Origin of the sequence: Sinanaerobacter chloroacetimidivorans (assembly GCF_018128545.1) — a bacterium.
Classification (GTDB): Bacteria; Bacillota; Clostridia; order Peptostreptococcales; family Anaerovoracaceae; genus Sinanaerobacter; species Sinanaerobacter chloroacetimidivorans.
In genome coordinates this window covers 149776-162247 of the sequence record NZ_JAGSND010000010.1, presented here as the reverse complement: position 1 = coordinate 162247, position 12472 = coordinate 149776, and the positions used below count along the sequence as shown (strand labels likewise).

At 42.8% G+C, this 12472-nt stretch carries 13 protein-coding genes; 3 read left to right on the top strand and 10 right to left on the bottom strand.

Annotated elements, in window-relative coordinates; translation table 11 throughout:
• Positions 1-251: 251 nt before the first annotated feature.
• From KCX82_RS14950 to KCX82_RS14935, 4 genes are all read right to left on the bottom strand, one after another.
• On the bottom strand, positions 252-1547 hold the full coding sequence (locus tag KCX82_RS14950; RefSeq protein WP_227019295.1) for a bifunctional diguanylate cyclase/phosphohydrolase: 1296 nt from the start codon (positions 1545-1547) through the stop codon (positions 252-254).
• Positions 1548-1621: 74 nt separating this feature from the next.
• Complete coding sequence (locus KCX82_RS14945) at positions 1622-2383, bottom strand: lytic transglycosylase domain-containing protein (RefSeq protein ID WP_227019294.1); 762 nt, start codon at positions 2381-2383, stop codon at positions 1622-1624.
• A 123-nt stretch (positions 2384-2506) separates the two neighbouring features.
• Positions 2507-3121, bottom strand: a complete 615-nt coding sequence (locus tag KCX82_RS14940; RefSeq protein WP_227019293.1) for an HDIG domain-containing metalloprotein — start codon at positions 3119-3121, stop codon at positions 2507-2509.
• Positions 3118-3264: a CPC_1213 family protein gene (locus KCX82_RS14935; RefSeq protein WP_227019292.1), complete on the bottom strand. Its 147-nt coding sequence runs from the start codon at positions 3262-3264 to the stop codon at positions 3118-3120. Before KCX82_RS14935 ends, KCX82_RS14940 begins: the two co-directional genes overlap by 4 nt.
• Positions 3265-3488: 224 nt before the next feature.
• Between KCX82_RS14935 and KCX82_RS14930 the strand changes: the two genes are divergently transcribed.
• Positions 3489-4253 (top strand): nitroreductase family protein, encoded by a 765-nt coding sequence (locus tag KCX82_RS14930; protein WP_227019291.1) that lies wholly within the window; start codon positions 3489-3491, stop codon positions 4251-4253.
• 81 nt (positions 4254-4334) lie between these two features.
• Positions 4335-4574: a hypothetical protein gene (locus tag KCX82_RS14925; RefSeq protein ID WP_227019290.1), complete on the top strand. Its 240-nt coding sequence runs from the start codon at positions 4335-4337 to the stop codon at positions 4572-4574.
• Positions 4575-4594: 20 nt separating this feature from the next.
• Here the strand turns inward: KCX82_RS14925 and KCX82_RS14920 are convergent, their stop codons facing one another.
• From KCX82_RS14920 to KCX82_RS14905, 4 genes are read right to left on the bottom strand one after another with little or no spacing between them, the layout of a single operon-like run.
• Complete coding sequence (locus KCX82_RS14920) at positions 4595-6382, bottom strand: ABC transporter ATP-binding protein (protein ID WP_227019289.1); 1788 nt, start codon at positions 6380-6382, stop codon at positions 4595-4597.
• Between the two features lie 14 nt (positions 6383-6396).
• On the bottom strand, positions 6397-7335 hold the full coding sequence (locus KCX82_RS14915; protein WP_227019288.1) for a GNAT family N-acetyltransferase: 939 nt from the start codon (positions 7333-7335) through the stop codon (positions 6397-6399).
• Positions 7336-7373: 38 nt separating this feature from the next.
• Positions 7374-7940 (bottom strand): hypothetical protein, encoded by a 567-nt coding sequence (locus KCX82_RS14910; RefSeq protein ID WP_227019287.1) that lies wholly within the window; start codon positions 7938-7940, stop codon positions 7374-7376.
• Positions 7941-8861, bottom strand: coding sequence for a hypothetical protein (locus tag KCX82_RS14905; protein ID WP_227019286.1), 921 nt, complete (start codon positions 8859-8861; stop codon positions 7941-7943).
• Between the two features lie 223 nt (positions 8862-9084).
• Between KCX82_RS14905 and KCX82_RS14900 the strand changes: the two genes are divergently transcribed.
• Positions 9085-9519, top strand: a complete 435-nt coding sequence (locus tag KCX82_RS14900; RefSeq protein WP_227019285.1) for a hypothetical protein — start codon at positions 9085-9087, stop codon at positions 9517-9519.
• A 29-nt stretch (positions 9520-9548) separates the two neighbouring features.
• Here the strand turns inward: KCX82_RS14900 and radA are convergent, their stop codons facing one another.
• Both radA and KCX82_RS14890 read right to left on the bottom strand, forming a co-directional pair.
• Complete coding sequence (gene radA / locus KCX82_RS14895) at positions 9549-10928, bottom strand: DNA repair protein RadA (RefSeq protein ID WP_227019284.1); 1380 nt, start codon at positions 10926-10928, stop codon at positions 9549-9551.
• A gap of 160 nt (positions 10929-11088) precedes the next feature.
• Positions 11089-12438 carry an APC family permease gene (locus KCX82_RS14890; protein ID WP_227019283.1) on the bottom strand — a complete coding sequence of 450 codons (1350 nt, stop codon included), beginning with the start codon at positions 12436-12438 and terminating at the stop codon, positions 11089-11091.
• Positions 12439-12472 lie beyond the last annotated feature (34 nt).

Genomic DNA, 12472 nt, shown 5'->3' with positions numbered 1-12472 from the left:
CTATGTGATTTAATTTGTCTGATCAGCAAAAGGGCTATAACAATACGTCGGAATGATTTTGCTTTGGTCTTATCCGAGGATGAGCTGAATTTTTAGGTAACGTCAAACACCGATTATATTACCGTTTGTTTGATGTTCTAAAAATTGCGAATCGAAGGATGAAAGACCTTCAAAATCATGACCTGTTATTGGGATTGACCTTTTGCTGATCAGACAAAAATTGTGACTTAGTTTCACTAACTAATAAATATTTATTCCCACGGTTTATTTAATACTTTTTCAACAAAAACCCTTGCAATCACAGGATCAAACTGAAATCCTGCATTCTTTCTGATCTCCTCTACTGCCGTTTCTTCCGACAGCGCACTGCGGTACGGCCGCTCACTGGTCATGGCGTCATAGCTGTCTGCCACCGCAACAATTCTTGCAACAAAAGGGATTTGCTCCCTGGCAAGCCCTCTTGGATATCCTTTTCCATCCCATCTCTCATGGTGGGATAATATGGCTTCCGCCAATTCTATCATCTCATAGGATGCGCTGAGGATACGAAATCCAATGTCGGGATGGCGCATAATATCTTCTCTTTCTTGTTGGGTAAGGGAACCGGGTTTATTGAGGATTCCCTCTTCGATGGCTATTTTGCCGATATCATGCAGACGGCCGATTGTTTTGAGCTTTCCGGTTTCCATCTCAGAAAGACCCAGTGCTTCCCCAATGCTGTGGGAGATATCCCCCACCCTCTCAGAGTGCTGCTCTTCCCTGGGGTTTTTCTCATGGAGCGTATGGATGATGGTCGTTATAATATTGCCTCTTAGCCCTTCATTTTGTATAACTTTATGCTTATACATCTGATCTTCCGCATTTTTGAGAACATGAATAATACTTGTGTCTGCAGTCTCTTTGGTATCCCAGCCCAAAGACATGCTGACTCGGATCTTTTGGACATGCTTTCGGCTGCAGGTGGACTTAATCCTGTTTACGATTTCTTCGGCCTCTGCATTCCTTGTGTTGGGCAATAATATCACAAATTCGTCACCGCCCCAACGTGCGATAATATCATTTTCCCGGCATGCATGCTTTATGGCCTCAGCTGACTTTTGAAGAAGCTGATCCCCCAGCTGATGACCAAAAGCGTCGTTTACTAGCTTCAAACCGTTTACATCAGCCATTATAATGGAGATCGGAAGGTTCTTTTCCACATCCAGTCTTTTTATTTCGTCTTCGTAAAATCTTCGGTTGTATAAGCCGGTTAAGACATCATAGTAGCTTAAATAAAGATTTTCTTTTTTGGATTCTTCTACTTTTTTTAATAAACTATTAATCAGAAAAAACAGGATGATAGAAGTCATAAAGACATAGACCCAGCCCTTATATTGATTGATCAATAGCAGCATGGCATCATCTTTTGACAAAGTATATGCGATTCTATCTGAAAAGTAGATCCAGAGAAATCCAAGAGCTAAGTAAAGCAGACAAATTTTAATACATTCATAAGTGAATTGAGTTTCTTTCTTTTTAAAATCTGAGAAAAAATTAGAAAAGAACATGCTTCACCTCCGTTACCATTTTTTCTTAACGATCAGATAAAATGATGAAGGCCTAAACAGATCCGGATAGCAATCTATCCTTCGTCGGAATCAGAAATTGACAATGCGCTTAATTGAAATTTATATTGATAAAGACTTAGGAAAAGTGCGGCATCCTTAGGATCCAGTGTGCCATCACCTGCAACAGCAGAATGAACAAGCCCCTGAAAAGCATTGCTTAAGCTTGTTTCATTAACACCAGTTAGATTAAAATTGTTGGCAGGATAAGAAGAATTTGTACCAACAAAAGTATTGGTACCGCTAAATTCATTGCTGTAAGCCATGACCTTGCCGATATAGTTTTGTGTTTCCTTAAAGGGCGGAACTCCGTCATATTTCATAACATTTCCTGGGCCGGCATTATAGGCAGCCAGAGCAAGCTCCGTGTTTCCCTGAAAACGCACAAGCATCTGACTTAAGTATTTTGCACCCCCCATGATATTTTGTTCCGGATCAAAGGAATCGGAGACGCCCAGGCTCCTTGCCGTAGCAGGCATAAGCTGCATGATTCCCTGTGCACCGGCACCGGATACCGCCGAAGGGTTAAAATTTGACTCTGCCTTAGCCACAGCCTTTAAAAGTGCAACAGGAACACCAAAAGTCTCAGATGCTTTTGCAAAAATAGCATCAAGATTTGCCGTTTTCTCCTGCGTCACTGTTTTTTTCAAAACCTCGGAAAAACTGCCGTCGCCGGTTATAGCATCTCCGTTCTGAATATCGGTAGAAGAAGAGACATCCGTACTTTTTAAATTACTGTAATATAAAGAATAATACGGGTTGATAATATCGATGGACATCCGAGTTCCCTTTCTTTTGCCTAAAAGGCTGGCCAGAGTGTAATTTTTTTTACAAAATCTACTATAAAGTTACACGATATATCCCTGATTGTCAATCTTATTTCTTTTATTCCCCGCCCAATATCATCTAATTTCTTTGCATTGATGCAGGAAGCTCTCTATATTTCCCTCTTCTGCCTCCCGGTCTGCTCCTGTTCTCCCCATTCGGTCACAATAGCCAAGAAGTGCTATTTCCTCAATGTCTGTATCCCTTTTCATAGATGCTATATCTGCAAATTTTAAGGATTTTACTACGAAGAGTATCTGCATATGCCATCGGATTAATTTCGAGGTCTTTTCAATAAAATCCTCTTTTTCATTAAAAAATTTTAGAAACTCCACAGCCTGCTGCGTACCCACTTTATCATGATCATAAGCTGTGATCTTCCCCTTACGGTTCCTGGTCGTATCGGCTTTTCCGATATCGTGAAGCAGGGCAGCCCACATAAAAGCCCTTTTATCCTTGCTCTTCTCTTTGATACGGGCCGCCTCATCCACCACCAGCATCGTATGATTCCATACATTTCCTTCAGGATGATGAAGCGGGGATTGCGGTACCTCTTTCAACCTGCTTATGAAGGTAAAAGGGTATGATGTATAGAAGATCTCTTCCTCAATTCCATTCAAAAAGCAGGATGGAGCATCATCCTCCATCAGGTGAAAATCCATCTGCTCAAACAGTTTTTTACCTTGACTCATCTTTCCTTATCGGGTCTTCCCTTCCCGTCCAATCCGAAAACAGCTCTGGCGCTTTCCGCCTGAGGGTCATGTTTCACATTTTTTGAAGAAAATTTCCCGTCTTCCTTTTTATTTCTCATCTTATTTTTCTGATTGCTGCTCATCATAAGCTCCTTTCCATCGCTGGCATTTATTTTCTTTTGTTATCCTTCATAGTCTGCACTTTTTCGGAATCATTATAACCTTAAGCCGCTGCCAAACAATTTTTTTATAAAAAAGTAACTGCAAATTGGAAAAATCCAACAGCAAAATCAATGTTGTCGGTTGTAAGTTCTTGTTAATCGGGTTAAAATATAGAATAGAGATGTAAAAAAAAGGGGTTAAAAAAATGGATTTAAAACAAGCTTGGAATCAGGCAATCATCAGCAGAACTTCCCGGAGGTCGTATAAAAACAAAAGAATATCTGCTTTAAAGGTTGCCCAAATCAAACAGCTTATCGACATGTTCAACATGGAGAGCGGTCTGAAAATACAATTCATCGATAATGGACACGAATTTTTGACAGGATACAAAGCGTCCTACGGAATGTTTTCCGGCACTCCGGCAGTCATTGCGCTTGTAGGGAACAGCCAATCCGAAGAAAGCAAAAGGCTTGCCGGGTATTACGGAGAATTTTTAGTTCTGGAGTGTGTTTCGTTAGATCTGGGTACCTGTTGGATTTCAGGCACTTTCGATAAAGAATCCTGCCGAAAACATATCGCTTTAGATCAAGAAGACGAACTGATCTGTATCATCGCTGCCGGCATTGTCAGAGAGAATAAATCGCTGAAGGAAAGGATCATTTCTCAGGTGGGAAAAAGCAAACAGACCTTTAACGAGTTGTTGAAAGAGGCTTCGGATACACCGCCTCTATGGGTAAAGCTGGGGATAGAAGCTGCCCGCTTTGCACCTTCGGCTGTGAACGGTAAGCCTATCGGCTACCGTTATCAGGATGGCCAAATATCCGTTTTCATTGCCAAGGAAAACCATGGTAATCAGGAAATTGACCTGGGGATTTCCATGGCGCATTTCCAGCTCGGAGCTTTGCAAGGCCTCCAAAGGGGCAATTGGATAAAGGACAGTCAAAGTTATCGCTTCCAATGTGAATTCTGACAATCCCAAAGAGAAATAAATTGCCGTACAAATCACCTCTTTTAAGTCCGGGCATATACTTAATGGAGGTGATTTTTTCTTATGAAACCATGTGAACTGACGTTGTTTATTACAATTCTGGCAAATTATGTGGCAAAAGATCTCTCCGACGATGACCTGGTATATATGTCCGCCGTTCTTTCTCTGTTTGTAGATACGCTGAGTACCATTGTAGTGCAAAGAGAACGCAATGCTGCCAAAAAAAACGTATCGGAAGACGATCAATTAGACACCTTAGCAGTGCAGACCGACACCAATCTGAATCCTGTCATGCTGCGTTAAGTCCTTTGATTGAAGTATTCCTAATCTCCGATGTTTGTTCCTGCTGTGTTGTATAAATTGTAAAGCCTATAGTAAGCACCCTTTTTTTCTATGAGTTCCTCATGGCTGCCCTGTTCCACAATTCCCTGATCTGTCAGCACCAAAATAACGGATGCATTTCTTATCGTCGTCAATCTGTGTGCAATTGTAAAGGTTGTTCTTCCCTTAGCCAGTTCTTCCAGAGATTGCTGGACAAGCAATTCCGACTCATTATCCAAGGCAGAGGTAGCTTCGTCCAGGATAAGGATCGGCGGGTTTTTCAGAAATACTCTTGCAATGCTGATTCTCTGTTTTTGTCCGCCAGATAGCTTGACGCCCCTCTCTCCCACATAGGTTTCATACCCTTCCGGCAGTTCCGTTATAAAGTCATGGGCCCCGGCAAGCTTTGCCGCATTGATGATTTCTTCTCTAGAGGCCCCGGGCTTTCCATATTCGATATTATCATAGATGGAGCCGGAAAACAGATAGACCTCCTGCTGTACCACCCCGATCTGGGATCGCAGAGAATGAATGGTGACCTTTTTAATATCGTGCCCGTCAATCAGAATTCTCCCCGCAGTGACATCATAAAACCTGGGGATCAGGTTGGACAGCGTGGTTTTTCCTCCTCCTGAGGGTCCCACCAGTGCCACATGATCTCCAGCTTTCACATGAAGATTAATATCGGAAAGTACGTCATTGTCACCGTCCGAATAGCGAAAACTCACCTGGTCAAACCGGATATCTCCTTCAACCTGAGGAAGAGGTATTGAGCCTTCTTCATCTTGAATTTCTACAGGCTCATCCATGACCTCTATAAATCGTTCTATCCCTGTCATTCCTCTTTGAAACTGTTCGGTAAACTCAACAATTCTTCTGACGGAAGTCAAAAGCATGGTGACATAAAGAAGGTAGGCGATCAAATCAGAAGGAGTAATCAGACCCCTTATCATAAATAAAGCTCCCGCAACTACCACGGTAATATACATGACGCCGTCAAACAATCTGGTAGTACTTTGAAATCCCGCCATATAACGGTAAGCCTCTTTTTTGATATTTAAGAATCCCTTATTCCCTTCTTCAAATTTTTCCTCTTCGATTTCCTCATTGGCAAAGGATTTCACGACACGGATGCCAAGCAGACTGTCTTCCACCTGTGAATTCAGCTCTCCGATCTGATTTCTGGAGCGTTTGAAGGCGCTTCTCATCTTCCGGTTAAACTGCATGGAACAGTAAATCATGATGGGAATAATGGCAAAAATAATCAATGTCAGCCATGGATTGACGGAGCTTAAAATTACAAAGGATACAATGAATTTTAAGGCGGCAATAAAGTACTCCTCCGGGCAGTGGTGTGCGAATTCCGTAATGTCAAAAAGATCGCTGGTGATGCGGGCCATCAGCTGGCCAATTTTCGTATTGCTGTAATAGGAATAGGACAGATCCTGAAGGTGAGAAAATAAATCCCGCCTCATGTCCGTTTCTATTTTCGCACCCATGACATGACCGACATTGGCCATAAAATAATTGGCAGCCACGTCTATCAGTCGAAGGGCCAGATAAATTCCGCCGATGGAGAGAATGATCTCTACCGTCAATGCCTCCAAATCGTTCATGCCTTTATCTGTAATGTACCGCACGATCAAAGGGAGCACAAGCTCACAGACCGTGGTCAATGCCGCACAAAATAGATCTAACAGCAAAATCCATTTATATTTCTTGAAATACGGTGCAAACCGTCTAATTAAATAGGTTGTTTTTTTAGAATCCAATTGTTTTGTTTTATTCATAATCCTATCCTTTTTCAGTCAAATGCCAGGCCTAAATATCCGGAAGATCCAACTTCCGATTGATCAAATTTCAATCCCGGCACCTTTTCTTTCCTCCATTGCGAATGATCATGCAGGTTCCGAATCATTCCAAATGGTCTGACAGAGGACGCCTCCAGGCTTTGCCCTAAAAACGCAGGCATACGAAAAAAATACTCTGCAGCCGGAAGCAGTTTTGCCGTCTCCAATATCACTGAGACCAGGTCTTTCTCAGAAGCCAGCAATTCCTTAATTAACACTTTATCCTCATCGATACGTTCTGCCAGCATACAGCCTTGATACCCCGGGAAATCTATCCCGTATAAATCAGCTCCCGACAATTGGGAAATCTTTTTCTGATACGAAAATTCATCCGCTTCATAGGCGACGTGAAAGTGGTTCCGGAAATGTGATTCCCTGATTTTATTATATTCTTCCGGGCCTGCATGATAGAATTTTCCTGCTATAGAGGCGGCTCCCAGAGCGGTTCTCTGAAGCTCTTTCATTTGCCGGTCATCAACTTTTATTTCTCTCAGATAGAAGGCTTCCTGATATCCTTGCCGCTGATAAAAGCGAAAGAGGCTTTTTTCAGCAGGGACAAGCATGGAAAAGGAAGTCCCCTTTTCAGCCAGGTGATCATTTGCAAAGTCCATCAACTCACCCGCCAAACCTCTGCCTTGATATTGGGGATGGGTAGCAATGGCATAAAGCATGGAAGCTTTTATTTTTTCACCTTGAGGCAACACGAGCCACACAGGTATCATCGTGAGCATAGAAGCAATTTTTCCGTCGCTGAGGAGCACTGCTGTGTCTTCCTGCCGATATCTGTGAGCAAAATAATAATCAATATAGCTGTCTTCATCTCCGAAGCAAAGCTTCCACATTTCTTTTAAACGGGGTATCTCTGTCTCTTTTGATAGCCTTAGCTCTTTCATGTTTCCCTCCCGAACAAGTATCACATTCAATTCTGCCGCTATTCGCCTGTTTGAATTCTCAAGTCTGATACGGTATTTTTCAAACCGCTGATGGTTGCCATCAACCATATTCTTAAGCAAATCATGGCGATGGCAAATACGGTGAGTAGACTCTGCAATTGAAAGGTTAGTCCTACGATCTCCAAATTCGTCAGAAGGATAAACAGAAGAAGATATCCCCTGGTTTTTGCAACGCAGCTGTCTGCCAGCTCCCCTTGACCGCTTTCTTTCAAAAACACCGCAGATCCTCTGAACAAGTAATAAAACAGGAACAATTCCAGCATTGCCGCAACAACGGGAAGCAATACAACCGGCAGGAAAGCCCCTCTGCTATCAGAAAGCACCAGATCCAGGACTCCGGCAATCAGGGAGTAGATTCCTAAAAGGAGAGCCGTGGTTTTAGCTTTTATCAGGTCCTCAGATGTAAATTCTTCCATCAAGGATTTTATACCCATAAAGATCAAAAAATAACCCAGGAAATTGGGAAGGATCTGCAAGGGGCCAATATTGATATGAAAGGTGGTAATAAAAATACCCCAAAAAATAATCCGATATCCCTCAAACATTTAAAGCATCCCCCTTCCATGCAGGTATTTTACCAAACCGAAAAATGAGTATTGATTCAGATGGTAAGGTATGTAATCCATATTATATATTTTCTCCCTGAATTGCTTACCGTTACTGTCTTCATAAATCATTTCCGGGACAATTTTATAGGTATCATACCGGTTCAAGGAATCCGATGTGATTTTCATCTTCGTAAAAATTTCTACGGAATTTCCTTTTTTGATTGGCATACGGTCTATTGATTCATAATCTTTTTTATTTATAGTGATTTCAATCATATCCCGGAATTCTTCCTGCAAAGGAGAAGATACATCAAGAATACAAATATCGTCCTTTGCAAACAAAAAAGCTGAAGAAGTTCCATCTGAAGAGCTGGTGCTGGTTCTCGGTTCCAGAGGGTCTTCCTCCAGAAAGCGATAGGAAAGGATGATCTTTCCCAACGGTATTTCCTGACTTTCACCATTCTGATATACCACCACAGCCTGAGTCAATACAATATTCTCTTGATCCCGAAGTTCTTCCTCAGGGTTCGGAAGAGATACGGCAGCAGTTACCATTCGAAGGCTGTACCTTCCATACGTGGTTCCCTGTGCCTGTTCGGCATCCGGTCCGAATACAAAGGCGGCAGTGTTGAAATTTGATTGAGCAACAGATACGTTTAGCTGAGGCGCTTCCGGAAATCGAACATCCACTATTGTTCTTTGGTCGGAAATATTGGTAACGTACTGCATAGCAATGGCAATTTCCTGCTGCTCGATGGCTCCCTCTGCATTCCGATAGAAGGGACTGCTTAATTCACAATAGTTTTTAAAAAATACCGGTTTCTCCAGCTTCAGATATTCAGCTGTAATCAAACACAAGATAACTGCCAGAAAAATACTGGTAACCCCTATCTTTATAATTTTTCTATTTTTCTCCATTCCCATTCCTTTCTATTTTGCTTTATGATATTGCATTATGATTATAGTCTACCCTCCGTACAGGCGGAATGCAATCCTTACACCTTAAAAAATCCAAATGATTCCAAAAACCGCTTAACCTTTTCCTGTGCTCAATCATACTATGGAGTAGATTATATCAGCGTATATAACAAATTATGAAACGGAGGTTTTTACAAAAGTGTATACAAACTCAAATCCTTACATGACGCAATATAACAAGGAATCTGATTCCGTAGAAGAGCGCTACAACAAACAGGGCATGCCTGCCATGATGCCCGGCAGAATGGATAGAATGGATAGAATGGATTGCTATACGATGTATCCTGATGTCTACTATAAGGTTCAGCCTCATATTATGGTAATTTGCGATGAAATGGACTCCTACGACTGTATGATGCCCAGCCATGAGATGATGGAAGAAATGATCCAAAGGCTCAGAGAAGATGTACTTAGAGTGCACCCAGAACTTGAAGATTACTGTGTCTGCACTAGAATGTCTCATTCTGCAGAGAATCATCCGGAAGCCCAGCAATTTTTCGGCGGGGGCTTTTTTGGCGACTTTTTATCCATTCTGTTTCTCCAGGAATTGTTCCATCGAAGAGGTAGAGGCCGACGCTTTAGACGATGGTGGTGGTAGAAACAACGTACATCCAATAACAGCAATTCCTATTGTTTATGCAATAGCTGAATTGCCCCCTTTAAACTTATTACTCCGATAATTTGAATGCCACCGGGCACCTCACAAAGCTTAGTGGCATTTTTATTTGGTAAAATGACCTTGGTAAACCCCATACGGGCCGCTTCCTTCACGATCCTATCGGCATTCTGAACAGAACGAAGATCTCCGGTTAGTCCGATTTCTCCAATAGCCAGCGTCTTCGCACATCCGCTGATGCCTTTATACGAGCCATAGATGGCCAATGCAACGGCTAAGTCAATGGAGGTGCCATCCGGTTTTAACCCACCTACAATATTGACATACACATCCTGATTGATCAGGGATAAGCCTGCCTTCCTTTCGAGCACCGCCAAAATCATATTCAGCCTTGAAATTTCAACTCCAATCGCCGATCTTCTGGCAAATCCGATGCTGGTAGGAGCCGTAAGGGCCTGTACTTCAAAAAGTAACGGACGAGTGCCTTCATATACAGCGGTTGCCATGGAACCTTCCGCTCCATGCTCCATTCCTTCAAGGAAACTCTTTGAAAGGTTCTGAATCTCAATCAGGCCTTCTTCTTCCATTTCAAAAGCACCTATTTCACTGGTGGTTCCAAATCTATTTTTGTAAGACCTTAGAATCCTTAGTTCCTGGTTCCGCTCTCCCGTAAAGTTCAGGACACAGTCCACCAAATGCTCTATAATTTTCGGTCCGGCCAGTTCTCCATTTTTGGTGACATGAGCAACGATAAAGACAGGAATATCCTTCCCTTTCCCGATCTTCATCAGTTCATTTCCGCAGGCTCTTACCTGGGAAACACTTCCCGGAGCTGACTCCATGGAATCCGAATACATGGTCTGAATGGAATCGATGATCAGAAAAGCCGGATTCAGTTCTTCCTGAACCTGTACGATCCGCTCCATATTGGTTTCCGACAGGAGGTACAGCTGCTCCAGATTTCCCTTGCAGACTCTATCGGCTCTCATTTTGATCTGCTCCTCCGATTCTTCTCCGCTGACATAAAGAACTTTTCCGTATCGTTCCGCAATCTTTGCAGCAGCTTGAATAATCATGGTGGATTTTCCGATTCCGGGCTCTCCGGATATCAGCGTCAGGGAGCCCTTTACAAGACCTCCCCCAAGGACTCTGTTCAGTTCTCCGATTCCGGTGTCCATTCTGCTGAAATCTCCGGACTTGACATCGGACAGTTTACTGGCCTTCGGCCTGCTGCCGGAAGTACCTCTTCTTCTGGAATCATCCTCCCTGATTTCCACGACTTTTTCTTCTATCATGGTATTCCATTGTCCACATATGCATTGCCCCTGCCATTTGGGGCTTTCATATCCGCATTCCTGGCAGACAAAAACTGTTTTGGATTTTTTGCTCATTACCGTCCTCCGAAAGAAACATTTGTTCTTATTTCAGTATACTACATCTGCGGCTGTTGTCCAGCAAAAAAAGAGCGAATGACGAAATCATGGATTTCCATTCACTCTTTTTTTTCAATCAGCGATAACAAATTGTTCTCTTAGTATTCAAAATGCACCTTTAAAGAATACGCTTTCTCGCATAAAGATAAAGCGGCAGCCCGAGCAGTATCAGGAAAACCCCGTAAAAAACCGCGTCCTTCCCCGAACCATAAATCGTATAAACGGAGTATCCAAAAGCGACAAGCCCCGGCAGGAAGTTCTTTAGAAGCTGCAATGGCCTGCGTCTATCTGCAGTGAGATATGAAATTCTGATTTCCGAGGCCGCTCCAAAAGCATAGAAGATCAGCAGCGACATCACAGCCAGCAATACCAGGAAATTATATAAGGAGCCCTGATTGGTGATATACCCTAAAAACATGACAACAGTCATCAGCACAGCATTGATGATCAAGCTGACATAGGGTGTTCTATATTTCGGATGTACTTTTTGGAATAACTTCGGAAAAAGACCCTGTTCACCAAGAGAATAGGCGATTCGTGCAGAAGATATGATCCAGGCCCCAATACAGCCAAATGCCGAGATGCAAACTCCCAACGAAATAAAGCCTCCTGCCCAGTATCCCCCGGTAGCTCTGAAAATAATATCCGAGAAAGGAGAGTTCGATGCGGCCAATTCAGCCTGGGATAAATTTCCTGCAGCCAGTATGACAAGCAATAAATATAAAATAATAACAAAGGCAGTTCCCATAACCGTTGCCGTTTTCACCATACCGGCATGCTTCACCTCGCCGGCATTGACACTTGCTCCTTCAAAGCCGGTGAAAGACCAAAGAGAATAAGCAATGGCTACCGGCAAAACATGAAATCCCGATACTTTATCAGAGGATACCGTATTCAGATTTTGCACATCAAAATTCGGTATGGCTATGACGATAAACACAGCAAGGGGCAGAAGCTTGACGATGGTCAGAATCAGATTTACGTTGCCCGCTCCTTTCACTCCCTTGATATTAATGAAGGTATAAATCCATATGACGGATACGGATATGATAAACTGCAGGAATCCATTGTCTGAAAGCGATGGAAAAAAGTAAGAGGCGTAGCTGATACCCCCGAGGACAATAGCACCGTTTCCAATCCAGCATCCACACCAATAGGACCATCCCACAATAAACGCAGGGAGGTTTCCGAAAGCCTTTCTTGTATAAACCACTGCCGACCCAGACGCAGGCATCTTAGACCCCAGCCGTGCAAAACATAAAGCCAGCAGCATGGTTCCCATTCCGGTAAGAAGCATTGCCAAAATAGCAGCTCTGGGATTGGACAATTCCGCCAGCCCCTGAGGGGTCATATAAATCCCCGATCCTATCATCTGACCCATGATAATAGCCGTAGTAGCAAAGAATCCCAAATCCCGTTTCAGTTTTTCACTTTGATTTTCCTCAAAGTGATGATACCTATCTTTCATTGATTCGCCAACTTTCCCAATATACAGATAAGAT